This is a genomic window from Vreelandella mediterranea, assembly GCF_970647075.1.
Genome location: NZ_OZ310198.1, coordinates 1,018,842 through 1,037,110, shown reverse-complemented (window position 1 = coordinate 1,037,110; position 18,269 = coordinate 1,018,842). Strand labels below are relative to the sequence as shown.

At 61.8% G+C, this 18,269-nt stretch carries 17 protein-coding genes; 10 read left to right on the top strand and 7 right to left on the bottom strand.

Features of this window, described 5'->3' with window-relative positions; genetic code table 11:
- The first annotated feature begins 5 nt into the window (after positions 1-5).
- The 6 genes from mnmA to ACWFVE_RS04840 all read left to right on the top strand — a co-directional run bounded on the left by mnmA (position 6) and on the right by ACWFVE_RS04840 (position 7,134).
- Complete coding sequence (gene mnmA, locus ACWFVE_RS04865) at positions 6-1,157, top strand: tRNA 2-thiouridine(34) synthase MnmA (RefSeq protein WP_447528165.1); 1,152 nt, start codon at positions 6-8, stop codon at positions 1,155-1,157.
- Entirely contained in the window at positions 1,154-1,795 is a 642-nt protein-coding gene (gene hflD, locus ACWFVE_RS04860; RefSeq protein ID WP_447528164.1) for a high frequency lysogenization protein HflD, read from the top strand. The genes mnmA and hflD overlap by 4 nt, the downstream gene beginning before the upstream one ends.
- A 43-nt stretch (positions 1,796-1,838) precedes the next feature.
- Entirely contained in the window at positions 1,839-3,224 is a 1,386-nt protein-coding gene (purB, locus tag ACWFVE_RS04855; RefSeq protein ID WP_447528163.1) for an adenylosuccinate lyase, read from the top strand.
- Between the two features lie 27 nt (positions 3,225-3,251).
- Positions 3,252-4,430 carry a JmjC domain-containing protein gene (locus tag ACWFVE_RS04850; protein ID WP_447528162.1) on the top strand — a complete coding sequence of 393 codons (1,179 nt, stop codon included), beginning with the start codon at positions 3,252-3,254 and terminating at the stop codon, positions 4,428-4,430.
- A gap of 255 nt (positions 4,431-4,685) precedes the next feature.
- On the top strand, positions 4,686-6,281 hold the full coding sequence (locus tag ACWFVE_RS04845) for an isocitrate lyase (protein WP_447528161.1): 1,596 nt from the start codon (positions 4,686-4,688) through the stop codon (positions 6,279-6,281).
- A 385-nt stretch (positions 6,282-6,666) separates the two neighbouring features.
- On the top strand, positions 6,667-7,134 hold the full coding sequence (locus ACWFVE_RS04840; RefSeq protein ID WP_447528160.1) for a glycine zipper 2TM domain-containing protein: 468 nt from the start codon (positions 6,667-6,669) through the stop codon (positions 7,132-7,134).
- A gap of 121 nt (positions 7,135-7,255) precedes the next feature.
- Here ACWFVE_RS04840 and ACWFVE_RS04835 read toward each other — a convergent pair whose 3' ends face one another.
- Positions 7,256-7,534 carry a hypothetical protein gene (locus ACWFVE_RS04835; RefSeq protein WP_447528159.1) on the bottom strand — a complete coding sequence of 93 codons (279 nt, stop codon included), beginning with the start codon at positions 7,532-7,534 and terminating at the stop codon, positions 7,256-7,258.
- 185 nt (positions 7,535-7,719) lie between these two features.
- On the opposite strand from ACWFVE_RS04835, the gene ACWFVE_RS04830 reads away from it, so the two are divergent.
- Positions 7,720-8,202, top strand: a complete 483-nt coding sequence (locus tag ACWFVE_RS04830; protein WP_447528158.1) for an FKBP-type peptidyl-prolyl cis-trans isomerase — start codon at positions 7,720-7,722, stop codon at positions 8,200-8,202.
- Between the two features lie 90 nt (positions 8,203-8,292).
- On the opposite strand, the gene nikR is transcribed toward ACWFVE_RS04830, so the two are convergent.
- The 5 genes from nikR to ACWFVE_RS04805 form a co-directional block, all read right to left on the bottom strand.
- Positions 8,293-8,694: a nickel-responsive transcriptional regulator NikR gene (nikR, locus tag ACWFVE_RS04825; RefSeq protein ID WP_447528157.1), complete on the bottom strand. Its 402-nt coding sequence runs from the start codon at positions 8,692-8,694 to the stop codon at positions 8,293-8,295.
- Between the two features lie 10 nt (positions 8,695-8,704).
- Positions 8,705-9,895, bottom strand: a complete 1,191-nt coding sequence (locus tag ACWFVE_RS04820) for an MFS transporter (protein ID WP_447528156.1) — start codon at positions 9,893-9,895, stop codon at positions 8,705-8,707.
- 70 nt (positions 9,896-9,965) lie between these two features.
- Positions 9,966-10,490 carry a C40 family peptidase gene (locus tag ACWFVE_RS04815; RefSeq protein ID WP_447528155.1) on the bottom strand — a complete coding sequence of 175 codons (525 nt, stop codon included), beginning with the start codon at positions 10,488-10,490 and terminating at the stop codon, positions 9,966-9,968.
- A 183-nt stretch (positions 10,491-10,673) separates the two neighbouring features.
- Positions 10,674-13,136 (bottom strand): DUF1266 domain-containing protein, encoded by a 2,463-nt coding sequence (locus ACWFVE_RS04810; RefSeq protein ID WP_447528154.1) that lies wholly within the window; start codon positions 13,134-13,136, stop codon positions 10,674-10,676.
- A gap of 197 nt (positions 13,137-13,333) precedes the next feature.
- The gene (locus ACWFVE_RS04805; protein ID WP_227388245.1) at positions 13,334-13,576 is read right to left on the bottom strand and encodes a GlsB/YeaQ/YmgE family stress response membrane protein; all 243 of its coding nucleotides are present in this window, start codon (positions 13,574-13,576) and stop codon (positions 13,334-13,336) included.
- Positions 13,577-13,738: 162 nt separating this feature from the next.
- Here ACWFVE_RS04805 and ACWFVE_RS04800 point away from each other — a divergent pair, with 162 nt between their 5' ends.
- From ACWFVE_RS04800 to ACWFVE_RS04790, 3 genes are all read left to right on the top strand, one after another.
- Entirely contained in the window at positions 13,739-14,608 is an 870-nt protein-coding gene (locus ACWFVE_RS04800; protein ID WP_447528153.1) for an aldose epimerase family protein, read from the top strand.
- 71 nt (positions 14,609-14,679) lie between these two features.
- Complete coding sequence (locus ACWFVE_RS04795) at positions 14,680-16,068, top strand: YcjX family protein (protein WP_447528152.1); 1,389 nt, start codon at positions 14,680-14,682, stop codon at positions 16,066-16,068.
- Positions 16,065-17,117, top strand: a complete 1,053-nt coding sequence (locus ACWFVE_RS04790) for a YcjF family protein (RefSeq protein ID WP_447528151.1) — start codon at positions 16,065-16,067, stop codon at positions 17,115-17,117. Before ACWFVE_RS04795 ends, ACWFVE_RS04790 begins: the two co-directional genes overlap by 4 nt.
- On the opposite strand, the gene ACWFVE_RS04785 is transcribed toward ACWFVE_RS04790, so the two are convergent.
- Entirely contained in the window at positions 17,114-18,235 is a 1,122-nt protein-coding gene (locus ACWFVE_RS04785) for an ABC transporter ATP-binding protein (protein ID WP_447528150.1), read from the bottom strand. The two genes, ACWFVE_RS04790 and ACWFVE_RS04785, sit on opposite strands and share 4 nt — an antisense overlap.
- Positions 18,236-18,269 lie beyond the last annotated feature (34 nt).

Sequence of the window (18,269 nt, the reverse complement as noted above, 5' to 3'; positions counted from 1 at the left end):
TGGCCATGACATCCACTCACAGCACGCCCCTGACACCGGCCGCCGGAACGCCTGCCGCCGGCAAGGTGATCGTCGGCATGTCCGGCGGCGTCGACTCGTCGGTTTCCGCGCTTTTGCTCCTGCAACAAGGCTATGAAGTCGAAGGCCTGTTCATGAAGAACTGGGACGAGGACGACGGCACCGAATACTGCACCGCCAAGGAAGACCTGGCCGACGCCGAGGCCGTGTGCCAAAAGCTTGGTATCAAGCTGCACACCGCCAACTTCGCCGCAGAGTATTGGGATAACGTTTTCGAGCACTTTCTGGCCGAATACAAGGCCGGGCGCACCCCGAACCCGGACATCCTGTGCAACCGGGAAATCAAGTTCAAGGTGTTCCTCGACTACGCCGAGATGCTCGGCGCCGACAAGATCGCCACCGGCCACTACGTACGCCGCGGCGAATACGATGGCCGCCCGCGGCTACTGAAGGGCCTGGATCGCAACAAGGATCAGAGCTACTTTCTGCACGCCGTGCCCGAAGCCGCCATCGCCAAGACCCTCTTTCCGGTAGGCGAGCTTGAAAAGCCCGCGGTGCGGGCGCTGGCCGAAGAGCATGATTTGGTGACGGCGAAGAAGAAGGATTCCACCGGTATCTGCTTTATCGGCGAGCGCCGCTTCAAGGACTTTTTGCAGCAGTACCTGCCCGCCAAGCCTGGCAAGATCGAAACCGCCGACGGCGATGCGATCGGCGATCACATGGGCCTGATGTACTACACCCTGGGTCAGCGCCAGGGCCTTGGCATCGGGGGCCTGGCCAACTACTCCGAAGAGCCCTGGTACGTGGTGGACAAGGATCTCGAGCGCAACGTGTTAAGGGTCGTGCAGGGCAAGGCCCATACGCGCCTGTACACCGATTCGCTGGCCACCGAGGCGATGGATTGGGTGGCAGGCTTTGCACCGGTTTCCGAGGGCCGCTTCACGGCCAAGACCCGCTACCGCCAAAGCGACTGCCCTTGCTTTGTGCGCACGCGCAGCGACAACGGCGTCGACGTCATCTTCGATGACCCGCAGTGGGCGGTCACACCTGGCCAGTCGCTGGTGCTCTACGATGGCGACATCTGCCTGGGGGGCGGGGTGATCGACACCACCTGGAACGCCGCCGAGGCCGCCGCATGAGCGCGACCACGCCGATTCATCGCGCCCCGGACTCCCCTTCCGCCCGCCAGGCGCTGGCGCTGGCCGGGGTGTTTCAGGCCGCAAGCCTGGTCGATGAACTAGCGCGCACCGGTCAGGTCGAGCCCCGCGCCTGGGAGACATTGATCAACGCAACCCTTGACACCAACCCGGCAAGCTTCGAGGCGATCTACGGCGGCCACCCCAACAACCTGCGCCGCGGGCTCGATACGTTGGAGGCGCTGGTGGGACGCAAGCAGGCCGACCCGGTGGTGCTGCGCTACGGGTTTTCGATGCTGATGCTGATGAACAAGCTGCGCAGCGATAGCGGCATGCTCGACGCCCTGGGCCAGAAGCTCGACCACGTTCAGGGCCAGGCGGAGCACTTCGGCCCGGTGCATGAAAACGTGATCGCAAGCCTGGGCGAAACCTATCAGGAGACGATCTCGACGTTCAAAACGCGCATCGTCGTCCAGGGCGACCCGTCGCTTTTACAGACGCGCATGATGCCCGAGCGAGTGCGCGCCTGTTTGCTGAGCGGTATCCGCTTTGCCCTTTTGTGGCATCAGCAGGGCGGCCGACGCTGGAAGCTGATGTTTCAGCGTAAGGCGCTGCGCCGCGCCCTCGATAGCCTCAACTAGGCCTTATTCAAGACACCGACTTTTTATACCTGGAAACCTTGCCATGCAACTCACCGCTTTGACCGCCCTCTCTCCCGTCGACGGCCGCTACGCCGATAAAGCCGCCGCGCTCAGAGAACACTTCAGCGAATTTGGCCTGATCCGCGCTCGCGTCATCGTCGAAGTGCGCTGGCTGCAGCGCCTGGCAGAGCACGAGGGCATCACCGAGGTCAGCGCGCTCTCTCAAGACGCCACGGCGTTTTTGGAAACGCTGATCGACGAGTTCTCGGTGACCGACGCCGAGCGCATCAAGGAGATCGAGCGCACTACCAACCACGACGTCAAAGCGGTGGAGTACTTTCTCAAGGAGAAGATCGAGGGCCAGGCGGAGCTGCACGCGGTCACCGAGTTCATTCACTTCGCCTGCACCAGTGAGGATATCAACAACCTCTCCTACGGTGTGATGCTGGCCGATGGCCTGAAGGCCGTGTTGCCCACCCTGCACAAGGTGGCCGACGACATCGCCGAGCTTGCCGTCGAGCACGCGGCGCAGCCGATGCTCTCGCGCACCCACGGTCAGACCGCAAGCCCGACCACGCTTGGCAAGGAGATGGCCAACACCGCTTACCGCTTGAAGCGCCAGCTCAAGCAGATCGAAAGCGTCGAGGTATTGGGCAAGATCAACGGCGCGGTGGGCAACTACAACGCTCACCTGGCAACCTACCCGGAGATCGACTGGGAAGCCAACGCACGTACCTTCGTGGAGGGGCTGGGCCTTTGCTTCAATCCCTACACCACCCAGATCGAACCCCACGACTACATCGCCGAACTGTTCGATGCGATCGCCCGTTTCAACACCATTTTGATCGATTTCGACCGCGACGTGTGGGGCTACATCTCGCTAGGCTACTTCAAACAGCGCACCGTGGAAGGCGAAATCGGCTCTTCTACCATGCCGCACAAGGTCAACCCGATCGACTTCGAGAACTCGGAGGGCAATCTGGGGCTTGCCAACGCGGTGCTCAATCACCTGGCGCAGAAGCTGCCGATTTCCCGCTGGCAGCGTGATCTGACCGACTCCACCGTGCTTCGAAACCTGGGTGTGGGCCTGGCCTACGCGCTGATCGGCTACCACGCGAGTCTCAAGGGCATCAGCAAGCTCGAAGCCAACCCGACGCGTCTGAATGAAGACCTGGACAACAGCTGGGAAGTCCTCGCCGAGCCGATCCAGACCGTGATGCGCCGTTTTGGCATCGAAAAGCCCTACGAGAAGCTCAAGGAACTGACCCGCGGCAAGCGTATCGACCAGGCAGGCTTCTCCGCCTTCATCGATTCCCTCGAGCTTCCCGGTGAGGTCAAACAAGAGCTGAAAGCCCTTTCGCCGGCCAGCTACATCGGTAACGCCGAGGCCCAGGCTAGAGCACTACCAAAGCGCCTTGAAGCGCTATAACCCGCGCCGACTCACCAGGAATTCGCCATGAGCCAACATAACGAGCCGCTGACCCTGCTGGGCGATCTAACGCCCGAGGAATTTCTGAAAAGCTACTGGCAGCAAAAACCGCTGCTGATTCGTGGCGCCATGCCGGATTTCGTCAGCCCCCTGGACCCGGACGAGCTAGCCGGGCTTGCCTGCGAACCCGGCGTCGAGGCGCGACTGGTCGAAGAACAGGGACCGGAAGGCCCCTGGCAGGTCTCCCAAGGCCCCTTCGACAACGCCACCTTCGAACGCCTGCCCCAGAGTAACTGGAGCCTGCTCGTTCAAGCGGTGGACCATTACGTACCCGACGTCGCCGCGCTGATGAAAGCGTTCAGCTTTCTACCCAACTGGCGCCTCGACGACATCATGGTGAGCTACGCCCCGCCCGGCGGAAGCGTTGGCCCCCACGTGGATCAGTACGACGTGTTTTTGCTGCAGGGCCGGGGCCAGCGGCGCTGGCAGCTGGGCGGCAAGCAATCCGATGACGCGCCAATCATTCAGGGCATCGACCTAAAGATTTTGGAAACCTTCGAGATCGAGCCCGATTCCGACTGGACGCTGGGCCCGGGGGACATGCTCTACTTGCCGCCGGGCTGGGCGCACCACGGTGTGAGCCAGACCGAGGACTGCATGACGTTCTCCGTGGGCTTTCGCGCCCCCTCCGCCGACGAGGCGATCACCTCGTTTGCCGACTATCTCGGCGAGCAGTTGCCGGGCTCGAAGCGTTACAGCGATGCCGGCATGACGCCAGCCGAGAAAACCGGGGAGCTCGACGACGCTTCGCTCGAGCGGATGCGGCGCTTCATTCTCGAAACGCTCGACCAGCCCCAAGAGCTTGCCCAGTGGTTTGGCCGGGCCATGACCCAACCAAAGTATATGGACCAGGTCATGCCGCTGGAGGAGCCGCTGGCCGAAGAGGCCCTTGTCGCGCAACTACACGCGGGTGAGCCGCTCTTTCACATGCCCGGCTCGCGCATCGCCTGGCGCACGGAATTTGGCACCACCACGCTGTTCTTCGATGGCGACGGCCTGGCCTGCAGCGAGGCGCTGGCCCGCCGCATTGCCGATACCACGCCCATGTATGACGACGTACTGGAGCTCGAAGATGCTCAAAGCGTGCTCACGCATCTGGTCAATGCCGGAAGCCTGGGCTTTATGGACGAAGAGGAAGACGAGTAGCGCTGAATACGCGTTACCTCGCAAGCGCCGCTTTCAAGCGGCGCTTTTTTTATGCCCGAGCTCTGGCTGGCGTAAAACGACGACGTAATCGCGCCGTTTGAATAAGCCCGTGTCGTTTAACTACGACCCCACCTGCCCCGAAGTGTCAATTGTTGCACCGCACCAAGGCAGCGATAGTGAGAGCACGCCCGCCGCACAGCAGCGGGGAGACCACCCAAGCGGGTGCAGACCGCGAACACTACCGGAGGATGCAACATGACAGGACTGCTCGACGACATCAAAGCCATGGCGCAGCTACGCGAGGCTCAGGGCGGCAAATGGGAGGCCATCAAACCCGAGTACGCCGCGCGTATGCGCTCTCAAAACCGTTTCCATACCGGCCTCGACATCGCCCGCTACACCGCCGGCATCATGCGTGCGGACATGGCCGCCTATGATGGCGATCACGCTCAGTACACCCAGTCATTGGGCTGCTGGCACGGCTTTATCGGCCAGCAGAAGATGATCGCCATCAAGAAGCACTTCGGCACCACGAAACGAAGCTACCTTTACCTGTCCGGTTGGATGGTCGCCGCCCTGCGCTCGGAGTTCGGCCCCCTGCCCGACCAGTCCATGCACGAAAAAACCTCCGTGGCGGCACTGATAGAAGAGCTCTACACGTTTTTGAAACAGGCCGATGCCTGGGAGCTCAACCACCTGTTTCGTAAGCTCGACGACGCCCAACAGGCCGGTGATCAACGCCTTGCGCAAGAGCTGACACAAAAAATCGACGGCTTCGAGACACACATTGTGCCGATCATTGCCGATATCGATGCGGGCTTTGGCAACGCCGAGGCCACCTACCTACTCGCGAAAAAGTTCATTTTGGCCGGGGCGTGCTGCATCCAGCTCGAAAACCAGGTCTCCGACGAGAAGCAGTGCGGCCATCAGGACGGCAAGGTCACCGTGCCTCACGAGGACTTCCTGGCCAAGATCAATGCCGTTCGCTACGCGTTTTTGGAACTCGGCGTGGACGACGGTGTGATCGTTGCGCGCACTGACTCCCTCGGCGCGGGGCTTACCCAGAAGATTGCTGTGACGCACACCCCGGGAGACCTGGGCGATCAGTACAACAGCTTTCTGGATGGCGAGCCGGTCGAAAGCGCCGACGATATCCACAATGGAGACGTGGTCATCAAGCAAAACGGCAAGCTGGTCCGGCCCAAGCGCCTCGCCTCCGGCCTCTACCAGTTCAAGCCCGGAAGCGGCGAGGAGCGCGTCATACTCGACTGCATCACCAGTTTGCAAAACGGCGCGGATCTTCTCTGGATCGAAACCGAAAAACCCCACGTGGGCCAGATCGCCAGCATGGTCAACCGCATTCGCGAGGTGGTGCCGGATGCCAAGCTCGTCTACAACAACTCGCCCTCGTTCAACTGGACGCTCAACTTCCGTCAGCAGGTCTTCGATGCCTGGGAAAAAGAGGGCAAGGATGTTTCGGCGTACGTGCGCGACCAGCTGATGAATGCCGAATTCGATGCCACCGAATTGGGCCAGCTTGCCGACGAATGGACGCGCAACTTCCAGCGCGACGCCGCCAGGGAAGCGCACGTCTTCCACCACCTGATCACCCTGCCCACCTACCACACGGCGGCCCTTTCCACCGACAACCTGGCAAAAGGCTACTTTGGCGAGGAAGGCATGCTCGCCTACGTGGCCGGCGTTCAACGCCAGGAAATCCGTCAGGGTATTGCCACCGTCAGGCATCAGGACATGGCCGGCTCCAACATCGGCGACGACCACAAGGAGTTCTTCCACGGCGATGCCGCGCTCAAAGCCGGCGGGAAGGACAACACCATGAACCAGTTCTAGCCACTGGCTAGCATCGACCATGAAGAACCCGCGCCGAGGCCCCGCCTCGGCGCACCTGTATGGACCAACCAAGTGTCAGCACTTATATATCTCTTGTACAAAAAGCGTACTTTCACTACATTCTGAGCGGGCCAACTTGCTTCATAAAGCCTGCTTACCGGTAGAAAGCATATAAAGCGAGCGCGCGGTACTTATTTGCTGCACATTGCTTACTCGATACACCTTTCTGCCTAATAAAAGTGATCTTTTTTAAGCGAGACTGGTCAAACCCCGTAACTTTGTTTATCTTTTAAAAAACACTGTTTGATAACCGTGACGCACCTGACAGCCGTCTTGAACGCTAGACCCGTGCTGACAGACCCGCGCCAATAGATTTGGAGGTTTTATGAAACGCTTTTTACCCGTTGCCGCTATTAGCTTGCTGACCCTGGCAGGCTGTGCCAATACCGCCCCCTACTCCGGTGATGTTTACCGGGGCAACCAGGCCCAAACCGGCCAAAGCGTCAGCTACGGCACCATCGTTGCGGTCCGCCCGGTACAAATCCAGTCCGATAGCCGTGCCGGAGGCCTGCTGGGCACCGGCGGAGGCGCCGTGGTGGGGGGTCTTCTGGGTAGCCAGGTAGGCGGTGGAAGTGGCCGTCAACTTGCCACAGTGGCTGGTGCACTGGGTGGCTCCGTGGCGGGTAGCTCCATAGAAGATCGCGCCAACCGCTCCCGGGGGCTTGAGATGGAAATTCGCCGCGACGACGGTACAGATGTCGTCGTTGTCCAGGGCGCCGACCACCCGTTCCAGGCCGGTCAGCGGGTTCGCCTAATCGGTAGCGGCGGCAACCTGAGCGTGGCACCCTACTAAACAGATAGGTCAGTTTTGACTCGCAGTCAGCAGTAATACTGTTAGAAGTAATAATCCTGCCATAAAAAATGCCCGGCCAATCAGCCGGGCATTTTTGCGTTTGGCGCAGCGTCGAACGCCTTTAGTGCGAAAGGCTGCTTGCCCAATTGGCTAGCTTGACAACGACCAGCCCGATCAGCGCCAGCAAAATGGCGACCAGCAGGATTTCGACCGGGTTTACCAGCGCCGTGGCACCCAGTACCGCTAGCGCCACGATCCACACGTAGCGGCTTTCGCCACGGCTTTTCAAGGCGCTGGGCAAGAGTTTATCGAGCCCTTCGCTAACGCCGCTTTCCCAATGCTGGTGAACGAAGTAAGCGATTAAAACAAAAGCGATAATCCACAAAAACAGAATGGTCATGACGGCTCCGGTAGGCGATAGGAGAATGGACGAGTGGAAAAAAGGTGAGCTTAGAGTATCGCTCGGCCCTTTTTCGCGCAACATCCCGCAGGGCCCATAACCGTGAAAAACCCGTTGTAGCCCCCTGACAAGCAGGCTCACACACGTTACCATTATGGTACATGCACTCACCGAAAGGTTTTCAAATGCAAATTGCGCAGAACTCGGTTGTCGCGTTTCACTACACCCTGACCAACGATGCAGGTGAAGTGCTAGACAGTTCAGAAGGCCGCGAGCCGCTTACCTATCTGCACGGCGCTGGCAACATCATCCCGGGCCTGGAAAAAGAGCTCGAAGGCCGTAACGAAGGCGAAAAGCTGAACGTCAAGGTAACCCCGGAAGAAGGTTACGGTGAAGTCCAGGACCAACTGATGCAGGAAGTGCCGCGGGATGCGTTCCAGGGCGTTGAAAGCGTCGAGCCCGGTATGCAGTTCCAGGCACAGACCGAAGGCGGCCCGCTGATGGTCACCGTCAAGCAGGTCGAAGGCGATACGGTCGTTGTCGATGGCAACCATCCGCTGGCCGGCCAGCACCTGAACTTCGACGTTGAAATATCAAGCGTTCGTGAAGCAAGCGCAGAAGAAGCCGAGCACGGCCACGTGCACGGCGAAGGCGGCGTAGAGCACTAAACACGCTCTGCTTGCACGCTATCGAAAAGGGCGGCCTACGGGCCGCCCTTTTTTACGTTGGTACATTTCTGCGCTGGCAGGTGATCGGTTTTAGGTCTCCGGGATTAGTACCAACTGGCCATGGCGCACGCTGCGCGAAGAAGTCACCTCGTCGGCAAAGTGCTGTAGTGCTTGGCCCTCACCTTTCAAAAGGGCCACTTCCAGGCAGCTCTCTGCATTGATGTGCACGTGCAACGTAGAGAGCGTCAAATCGTGATGATCGTGCGAGTGGCGGGTTAGCCGCCGGGAGAGCTCGCGGGCGCCGTGATCAAAGACGTAAACGAGTGCCCCCATACATACTTTATCGAGCTCGGCGGGGGGCTGCGCTTGGTTGAGCCCGCTACGCGTTAAATCACGTATTGCCTCGGAGCGGTTTTGGTAACCGCGGACACGCATCAGCGCGTCCACTTCCTTGATCAGCTCATCGTCCAGGGTCACCGTTACCCGCTGCATAATTGCCTCTCTATGAATCGCCCGCGCGTCGCTCGAATCGCCAAAGGTTTAGCGCGATGAAAAACGTAACCCCGAGCAGCAGCCACGACCCCACCGCGACCCCTTGCCACTGCGACCAGCGCCAGAAAGGTTCGAGCCAGAATCCGCCGACGCTTGCGCCCAGATAATAAAAAACCAGATAGAGCGCCGATGCGCTCCCCCGCGCCCCTTGAGCGTAACGCCCCACCCAGCTCGAGGCGAGCGAGTGACAGAGAAAAAATCCAAAGGCGTTGATCGTCAGACCGAGAATCACCAGCCAGAGCGGGCGCGCCAGGGTGACGGCGGTCCCCAGCATCAGGATCACGATGCCCGCGCACATACAACGCGCCGGCGAAAAGCGCTGCGCCAGGCGACCGGACACGGTAGAGCCCAGCGTGCCGCCCAGGTACGTTAAAAAGACCAGCCCCAATGCCCCGGCAGCGAGCTGATAAGGCGTGGCCGCCAAGCGAAAGGTGATGTAGCTGTACTGATTGATAAAGACCAAAAAGTTGATACCGCCCAAACAGTAGGCGGCCAAAAGCGCCGGCGTACGCAGGTGGGCCGATAGATCGCGCAGGGCCTGGCGAAGCTGGAACGCCTGGGGCACGAACGCCCGGCTTTGGGGCAACAGCCGCCAAAAGAGGGCGCAGCCGACGAGCGTCATCAACCCAACGGCCACAAACGCCGCGGGAGGACCGCCCCAGGTCGCGGTCAAACCGCCTACCACACGTCCACTGATCCCGCCCAGGGAATTAGCGCCGATATAGAGTCCGACGGCGCTCAATAGCGCCGGTTTATCGAACTCGTCGCCCATCCAGGCGATCGCCACGGCGGGCAGCCCGCCCAGCACGAAGCCCTGCAAGAGCCGCAGCAGCAATAGCGTTTCGAAATTGGGGGCAATGGCCAATGAAACGGTCAGCACCCCGGCGATCACCAGCGTAATGCGCATGATCGCCTCGCGGCCGATCGCATCCGACAACGGGCCAAATACCAAAAGCGAAAAGGCGAGCGACAGCGTCGCGAAGGACATCAAAAGGCTCACGCCCAGAGTGGAAACCCCGTAGGCGTCTCTTAACCCCGGCAAAAGCGGCTGGGGAACGTAGAGATTGATAAAGACGAGAAACGAGCCCAAACAGAGTGCGGCGGTGGCGCGCCACCAGGCGCGGGTTTTGGCCTCGATCATGGCGCATCCATTGGTAAGCGGCGCTCGCGCCCGGGCCAGGCCTCGCTAAGCCAGCCGGCCCAAAGAGCGGTTAAAAACGACCGAGCTGAGCAACGTGAGTAGGTTCCAGCGCCCGGCGCGACTGCCAATAGTGGCGCTGCCAGTAGCGGTTGCTCATGCTCGAAATAATGACCCCTTGCGAGGAAGAGGCGTGCATGAAGTAGCCATCACCCATGTAGATGCCCACATGGTTGTAGGGGCCCGGGGGCCGGAAGAAGACCAGATCGCCCGCCTGTAGTTCCTGGCGGTCGATCAAGCGTCCCTCGTGTACTTGATCGGTGGTGGAGCGGGGAAGCTCCAGATTGAACGTGTCGCGGTAGATATTTCGAACGAACCCGGAGCAGTCCACCCCTCGCTGCGTCGTGCCGCCAATCCGGTAGGGGGTGCCGGACCACCGCTGATGCTGGGCGAGTAGTGCCTCCTTGATCATCATAGGTGGCGGGGTCTGAAAACTGCGCATTTGGGTAAGGGTATTATCGACCGGGGACATTTGCGGGCTAACGCCCTTTTTCAATCCCGGTAGCGTCATTGCGAAATAATCTTCGGGGGGCTCCATATTCTGGGAACTTGCACACCCGGCCAAAAAGGAAAAAATCACGCAAACGCCCATGACTCGGGCAGCTGTCACAGCCAAGTGTGGCACCGAAACCATGCAAACAACCCCTTAATGTTATTAACCGAAACCAGGCTTTTTTTCTAGCCGACGACTATAAGCTAATTACCCCAGCTTTGGCGAGCCTCAATGCAGTATCCGTTGATCCCCGGGTAGGGTGTCGATATGCAGCGGGGCGAAGTGGCGCGGTTTGGTGCCGGGGAAGTCCAGGCTCGTCCAGGGGCCGGCCAGAATCGGTGCGCCGCTCAGCCAGGCGGTCAGGGCCTGGCGGAAGCCGGCCAGAAACTCCTCGCGCTCGGGCGTTTCGCCCATGAAAAAGGAAAATCCAGCGTACATGCCCGCCGCGTACTCCTGCCAACCGGCGTAGTGTGCGTCGGCCAGTTGATAGGCGCGGTCCAGCACGCGGTTGAACGCCTCCCGCTCCAGCCAGCCAAGCTGGCGCGCGGCAATCGCCAGGTCCATCAACTGAGCGATGTCCCAAGCCGCCATGTCCACATCGTTGCAGCCATCCTCGTTGTCACGCACCCGGCGAAGGCGAAGCAGATGGTGGCGCTCCTCCTCCACGCAGTCGCCGGACTCCAGAATGGCGATTTCGCTGGCCAGCCGCCCGGGGTTGAGCGTGTAGGGGGCGTAGTTGATCTGATACTCCTGACGGTCGCCGGATTCGAGCATGAAGTTCAGAAAATCCTGCATGTCGGCGGCGCTGGCCAAGTGGTAGTGACTGTCCACCCACTCGCGAATCGAGGCTTGTTCGCGCTCGCTTTCGGGCTGGGGGTCGCTCCACACGGCGCTATTGAGCGGACCAACCAGCGCCATGGCAGTAAAGTGGCTGATGCTGGGCCTCTCGCCGGGCTCCTGCCAGGCACCGGGATGCCAGTCAAGCCAGTAGAAGAGGCTGCCCGGGTCTTCCAAGTGCCAGGCGATTTCGCCGATCAACGAGTCGTGTTCGGGCTCGGGCAGGCAGCTCTCCCAGGCAAACCAGGCCTCCAGCAAGCGCCGCGGGGAGGTATAAAAGCGACACAGGCAGCTCTTCAAGGCGCTGGCGTAGTTCAAAAGCGCTGGCTGCTCGAACAAGCGGCTATCAAACGCCATGTGCAGATAAAAGGCGAACTTCTCGGCCATATGAACCGTGGCGGCGTGGCGGCTCACGCCCTTGAGGCTTTGCAACTGGCGGACCTCATCGGCGCCGGGCTGGCCAAAAGGCGTGCGCTTGGGCGGCATCACGCCGTGCACGGCGTCGGCGGCCAACTGATTGAGATGATGCGCCTGGGCCGGCAGCCAGTAACGGGCCAGCGCCCCCGCCCCTTCGTCGGCGTGAAGCCCGAGCGCGTCCTGCAAATAGACCGCCGCATCGGCGCGGCGCTTTTCGCCCATAAAGGCGCCGGGGTCGAACTGACGCAGCATCGCATCGGGTTCGCGAACGCTTGCAAGCGCCAGCAGCCAGTGGTGGTCCGTCGAGCGCCACGCTTTGATACGCGCCCGCGAACCCGACAGCACCGCCGGGTCCAAAAGCGCGCCGGGCTCCATGTCCCAGGGGCTACAAGACGCCTCCAGCAGCAGCGTATGCTGGGCACTAGGCGTCATCGCGCGCCGGTCGATGCCTTCGAACAGGCTCTGCCCACGGCGGTAGGCGGCCAACAGTGTCGACCAGTCGGCGTAGCGCTGGGTAATCAGATCAGCACCGTGGGCGGCAATATCATCGGCTTCCTGCTGGCTCAAAAGCCCGCTACACGCCCCCGCCCAGGCAAGCTCGACCATGCGCAGCCAGTCCCAGGCGGCCCACTCGAGTGGCTCGTTTTGACTAACGAACCGATCGAGCACCGGTGCGTAGGCAAACTCGTCCTGGGCGCCACGCTGCCACTCCAGCCGCTGGGCAGCGTCCATACCCGGCAGCTCCCGCGCCTCGATATCCCAACGCTGGCGGTCGCCCTGGGCGCTAAGCCACAACGCCACACCCAGAAGCTGGTCGCGGTCGTTGACCTGCCAGATTTGCGCAAGCCACTGGCGCGCCTCGGGCCAGTCCCCCGGCGTTGCCGGGTAGCACATGACCGGATGAAACAGCGCGCCCAGCCGCCAGGGCCGGACGTTGGGCGTATCCGGCCAAAGGGGGGTCGGCGGCGGTGTCTCGGCGAGTGCCCGCTCGAAGGTGGGCCAGCTCACGGCGCTGGCCTCGCTCTCCCATTGGGTCAGGGTTTGGCACGCTTCCAAAAAGCGCTCTTGAACCTCGGCGGGGGCGTTTTCACCCACAGCCAGGCGCAGGTCGCGCAGCCAACTGCGCAGGTCACGATACTTCGCGGCGATGCGGCGCATCACGTGGTGGCCCCAGCTCACCGCCTGTTCAGACGAGACCCACCCGGCGGCGCCGGCGAGCGCGCTCCACTCGAGCGCACCCAGCAGTTGGTGTGGGTGCGCATCGAACGCCCCCAGCCCATGCAAAAACTTTTCGACCAGCTCCCCCCGATGGGTAATGCCCAATGCCTGCAGGCGCTGTTCGGCGTTTGCGCTATCCATCGCTAAAGGGTGTGACAGGAACGCCCAATCGCACAGCACAAGCTGTTGGGACCACCAGGAAGTTAATGCTTCGGCCAAAAGACACCTCGAAAACGACACTCGGCAACGCGCCAGAAAAAGCGCCCTAGTGTAACGGAAACTCCCGGCAAGGCCGATAGCGCGCTTGGCAATTAACCAAAAACACCGCCCCGAAGAAGACTCCGGGGCGGTGTTTAAAAACGTAGTGCCGGCTTAGCGGGTAAACCGTTTGCCTTTAGTGCTTAGGCAGCCAGCGTTTAGGCGCTTCGCACCTTGCTGATGATCCACAAAAGCACCACGGCACCGACGGTCGCCGTCACCAGCGAGCCAATGAAGCCCCCGGCGGACAGGCCCAGAAGGCTAAACAGGAAACCGCCGATCACCGCACCCACGATACCGACCCCGATATTGGCGATAATGCCGAAGCCGCCGCCGCGCATAATGTTGCCAGCGATCCAGCCAGCCAGACCACCGATAATAAGCCATGCTAAAAAGCCCATAATTCCTCCTTGGTTTTTTCACTTATACGCAGGTTTTACCTACCGTGCGCGCTTGTCCTAACATAGCACACAGCGCTAAGGTTCTGCCTGGTTTATGTGCACTGAGACCAACCCCTAAGCGCCCCCGCCAACGCGATACGCTGACCCAATTGAGGAAACCCCATGATCCCCGACTCGCTCAACGCCCTTATCTCCAATGTGGCCGATCAGGCACAGACCACCTGGCAAGGCCGCGAGGTAATCATTTTCAACATGGCGTGGGGGGAAATGGTCATCAGCCTGCAGGGTGGCCAGGTGCTGCATTTCAAGCCCCATAACGACACGTCTTGGCTTTGGGTGACGCCCACCCCCGCGCCGCTGCCCGCCACCATTCGCGGCGGCATACCGCTTTGCTGGCCCTGGTTTGCCGACGAGCGCTACGCCGATGAAAGCCCAAATCACGACGGCCCGTTCCATGGCCTGGCCCGCCAGGCCCAGTGGCGACTGGACGCCGTGGACGAGCACGCCGAAGGTATCGAGGTCCACCTCTCCCCGGCCGAGCGTCTGCACGGCCTGCTGACCGCCCGCGTGGTCGTTCAAGCCAACGCCCAGCGTCTGAACGTGGAGCTCATCAGCGAGAACATCGGCGAAACGCCGGTGAAAATCAGCGGTGCGCTGCACACGTATCTGGGCGTGGCGAACACCCACCAGTGTCGTTTGGAAGGCCTGGCCGGGGCCCGCTATCTGGACAAGCTCAAGGATTTCGCCGAAGCCGAACAACAGGGCGTGCTGGCCGTTCAAGGCGCGGTCGACCGTATCTATCACACCAACGAAGCGGTAACCCTCAATGACGGCGAGCGCACCCTGCGCGTCGCCAAACAGTCCAGCGACTCCACCGTGGTGTGGCACCCAGGCGATGTGTTACCCGCCGACACCCCAGCGGAAGCTGCCTACCGCTTCGTGTGTGTCGAAGCCGCCAACACCCGGCTGGACCCGGTGTGGCTGGTTCCCGGCGCCCAGCACCTGCTCGGCACGACGATCAGCCGCGGTTAATCGCCGGTTAATGAACGCTTTGCTATGCTGTAGCGCTACCCGTCGACCCCTTTGCCCAAGGAATGCCCAGCATGCCCCAGCCGTTAAGTCGGGAGCTCAATAATTTACTCGAACGCGGTCGCGACCGGCAGCTAAGGCTTGCCGTGACCGGGCTTTCCCAGGCGGGCAAGACGGCGTTTTTAACCTCGCTGGTCAACCAACTGCGTCATGCCGGGCTCGATGCCCGCCTCGATTTACTACCTGCCGCCCGCGAAGGGCGGCTTTTAGGCGCCAAGCGACTCAACCAGCCAGATCTGGGCGTACCCCGCTTTCCTTTTGATCCGGGCATGGCGGCGCTTTCCGAGACACCGCCCCGCTGGCCCGCGCCGACCCGCGGCATTAGCGAGCTTCGCCTGGAGCTTCGCTTCAAACCGGCGCAAAGCGGCTGGTTCACGCCGGAAACCGCCAAGCTCACGCTGGATCTTTTCGACTACCCCGGCGAGTGGCTTTTGGATCTGCCGCTTTTGCAGCACGATTTTTACAGCTGGTGTCAGGCACAGTCGCACCACCAGGGCCCCCACCGCCGGGCGCTATTTACCGAGTGGCTCGAGGCGGTCGAACAGCTCGACCCCGCCGCCGAGATCGACGAGGGCACACTGGCAAGCCTATCCCAGGCCTACGCCGAAGGGCTAAAGCGCGCCAAGCAGGCGGGCTTTTCGGATCTTCAGCCCGGGCGGTTTTTGCTGCCCGGCGAGCTCGAGGACGCACCGGTGTTGCAGTTCTTCCCCCTGCCGGACTTGGCGCAGCCCCAGGAAATGCTCGAAGCGCTGCCGGAACAGAGCCTTTACGCGACGCTGGCCGCGCGCTTTCGCTACTACCAGCAGCAGGTGGTGCGGCCCTTCTACCGCGACCACTTCCGACGTTTCGATCGCCAGATCGTACTGGTCGACGTGCTCGGCGCGCTCAACGCCGGCCCCGAACGCTTCGAGGATCTCTCCAGCGCCCTGAGCCAGCTGATGCAGAGCTTCAACTACGGCAAGCGCAGCCTGCTCACGCGGATGTTCGCCCCCAAAATCGACCGCCTGGCCATCGCCGCGACCAAGGCCGACCACGTCACCCCGAACCAGCATGCCAACGTGGTCACGTTGTTGGAGAGCCTGTTGGCGGAGCCGATCAAAGATCTGCGCTACGCCAACGTGCCGGTGAAAGCGTTGTCGCTCGCCGCGATTCGCGCCACCCAGGCCCGCGAGGTGCAGGAGAACGGCAAGCGCACACCGGCGCTGCGCGGTACGACCCTTGATGGCGAGGAGGTGCTGCTCTACCCGGGCGATGTCCCGAGCCGCCTGCCCACCGCGGAGTTCTGGCTGCGCCAAGGGTTCGACTACCCGAGTTTTCGCCCCGCGAGCCGCGACGGAGACGCCCTCGACCACATTCGGATGGACGCCGCGCTTGACTGGCTGATTGGAGACAAACTGCAATGACACCCACCGAGCCGCGCCGCCACTTCGCGCTTGACGACATCCCGCCAACTGCTGATAAAAGCGCTGCTGAAGCGCTCGATGAGCCCTTCGATGAAACGCTTCGCGCCCACCAGCGCTTCGACCCGGCACTCGGCGATGCGCCGCTTGCCGAAAGCGAAGCGCAGGCGCTACCCGAGGCTACTCTGGGCGCACCGCGCAAGCGCCGCTGGGGGCTGATGTTCGCGTTGGTAGGCTTTGCGGGGCTGGGCGCGGCGGAGTTTGCCACCGGCATCCCCGAGGCAATCGAAGGCTCGGCGTGGCTCAACGTCGCCTGGCAGGCCTTTGGACTGGGCCTGATTACCCTGGGCGGCGTATCGCTGGTCAAGGAGCTTGGCCGCCTCAAACGGCTCAAGCGCCACGACCAACTGCGCGAAGAGCTCGCCACACTCCCCCACTGCTCTTTCGAGCAGGCCGAGTCACTTGCCGAAAAGCTGAGAGTGCAGCTCAAACTCAGCGAAGACGACCCCCACTGGCAGGCGTTCAAGAAGGCGTGCCAGCCGCACCACAGCGGAGAAGAGGTCCAGACGCTTTTGTGCTATCACCTGCTGGCCCCGCGGGATCGCAAGGCGCAGCAGCTGATTACGCGGATGTCCGGCGAAACGGCGCTGATGGTGGCGATCAGTCCGCTAACGCTGGTGGATATGGCGCTGGTCGCCTGGCGAAGCCTGGCCATGGTCGACCGGCTCTGCCGGCTTTACGGGCTGGAGCTTGGCTACGCCAGCCGCCTGCGCCTTTTTCGAAACGTCTTGCACAATATGGCCTTCGCCGGCGCCAGCGAGCTCGCCACTGATGTGAGCATGGATATGCTGTCGCTGGATTTGACCGCCCGGCTTTCGACCCGGGCGGGCCAGGGGCTGGCCACCGGCCTTTTAAGCGCACGCCTGGGGCTTCGCGCTCAGCGCCTTTGCCGGCCGCTTGCGTTCACCGTCGAAGAGCAGCCCAGACTTGCCGATCTGCGCCAGGCGCTATGGCGCCAGCTCAAGCGCGCGGATAAAGAGCCCTCTTCCTAAGCGATGCGGTGCTCGGTTTGCGCATCGAATAAAATCGCCCGGCCCATATCGACACGTAGCGCCAGGCGCTGCCCCGCCGCCACCGTACATTTGGGACCGACACGGGCGGTGACTTCCTGCTCGCCCAGAGGCAGGCGCAGCAGGATATCCGCGCCGGTCGGCTCGACCACCGCCACGTTCGCCGTCAGCAGCGTGCCCTCGGCCTGGGCGGTCAGCCGCTCGTCCTCTTCGCTGAAGTGCTCGGGGCGCAGGCCCAGAATCACCGTCTGGCCTACCCGCTCGGCAAGCTCATCCGCGAAGCGCTCCTGGGGCCAGGGGAGTACCAGATCCTCTTCTTGAGGCGTGGCGATGCGTAGCTGGTAGCCACCGTCTTCACCTTCGAGCGTTGCCTGGATGAAGTTCATCGACGGCGATCCCATGAACCCGGCCACGAACATGTCCACCGGGTCGTTGTAGACCTCGTTCGGCGAGCCCAGCTGCAGAATGTGGCCATCGCGCATTACCGCGATGCGGTCCGCCAGGGTCATCGCCTCGACCTGGTCGTGGGTCACGTACACGATGGTGGTACCCAGTCGCTGGTGGAGCTTTTTGATCTCGGTGCGCATGTCCACGCGCAGCTTGGCGTCCAGGTTCGACAGCGGCTCGTCGAACAAATACACCTTGGGTTCGCGGGCCAGCGCCCGGCCCATCGCCACCCGCTGGCGCTGGCCGCCGGAGAGCTGAGCAGGCTTGCGCTCCAGAAGGTGCGAAATCTGCAGGAGATCCGCCACCCGCTCCACCGCCTGGGCACGCTCGGCCTTGGGGACTTTGCGCATCTCGAGGCCGAAGCTTATGTTCTGGCGTACCGTCATGCTGGGGTAGAGGGCGTAGGATTGAAACACCATGGCGATATCACGCTCGGCGGGGGTGCGCGTGGTCACGTCCTCGCCATCGATGCGGATATGGCCGCTGGTGACCGGCTCCAGCCCGGCGATGGCGTTCATCAACGTCGACTTGCCGCAGCCCGACGGCCCCACCAGAATCAGAAACTGTCCGGACTCGATGGAGAGACTGACATCCTTGAGCACTCGCTCGCGACCGAACTCCTTGCGTACCTGATCAATTTCAAGCGCTGCCATAAATATCGTTCCTGTTGTGACGCTCTATTGTGAG

Bases quoted from the DNA above. Each gene is read 5' to 3' on its own strand.
- ACWFVE_RS04785 (WP_447528150.1), bottom strand. From the start codon at position 18,235: ATGGCAGCGCTTGAAATTGATCAGGTACGCAAGGAGTTCGGTCGCGAG.
- ACWFVE_RS04795 (WP_447528152.1), top strand. From the start codon at position 14,680: ATGCCCCAGCCGTTAAGTCGGGAGCTCAATAATTTACTCGAACGCGGT.
- ACWFVE_RS04840 (WP_447528160.1), top strand. From the start codon at position 6,667: ATGAAACGCTTTTTACCCGTTGCCGCTATTAGCTTGCTGACCCTGGCA.
- ACWFVE_RS04830 (WP_447528158.1), top strand. From the start codon at position 7,720: ATGCAAATTGCGCAGAACTCGGTTGTCGCGTTTCACTACACCCTGACC.
- ACWFVE_RS04805 (WP_227388245.1), bottom strand. From the start codon at position 13,576: ATGGGCTTTTTAGCATGGCTTATTATCGGTGGTCTGGCTGGCTGGATC.
- ACWFVE_RS04850 (WP_447528162.1), top strand. From the start codon at position 3,252: ATGAGCCAACATAACGAGCCGCTGACCCTGCTGGGCGATCTAACGCCC.
- mnmA (WP_447528165.1), top strand. From the start codon at position 6: ATGACATCCACTCACAGCACGCCCCTGACACCGGCCGCCGGAACGCCT.
- ACWFVE_RS04845 (WP_447528161.1), top strand. From the start codon at position 4,686: ATGACAGGACTGCTCGACGACATCAAAGCCATGGCGCAGCTACGCGAG.
- ACWFVE_RS04800 (WP_447528153.1), top strand. From the start codon at position 13,739: ATGATCCCCGACTCGCTCAACGCCCTTATCTCCAATGTGGCCGATCAG.
- purB (WP_447528163.1), top strand. From the start codon at position 1,839: ATGCAACTCACCGCTTTGACCGCCCTCTCTCCCGTCGACGGCCGCTAC.
- ACWFVE_RS04790 (WP_447528151.1), top strand. From the start codon at position 16,065: ATGACACCCACCGAGCCGCGCCGCCACTTCGCGCTTGACGACATCCCG.
- hflD (WP_447528164.1), top strand. From the start codon at position 1,154: ATGAGCGCGACCACGCCGATTCATCGCGCCCCGGACTCCCCTTCCGCC.
- ACWFVE_RS04835 (WP_447528159.1), bottom strand. From the start codon at position 7,534: ATGACCATTCTGTTTTTGTGGATTATCGCTTTTGTTTTAATCGCTTAC.
- ACWFVE_RS04815 (WP_447528155.1), bottom strand. From the start codon at position 10,490: ATGGAGCCCCCCGAAGATTATTTCGCAATGACGCTACCGGGATTGAAA.
- nikR (WP_447528157.1), bottom strand. From the start codon at position 8,694: ATGCAGCGGGTAACGGTGACCCTGGACGATGAGCTGATCAAGGAAGTG.
- ACWFVE_RS04820 (WP_447528156.1), bottom strand. From the start codon at position 9,895: ATGATCGAGGCCAAAACCCGCGCCTGGTGGCGCGCCACCGCCGCACTC.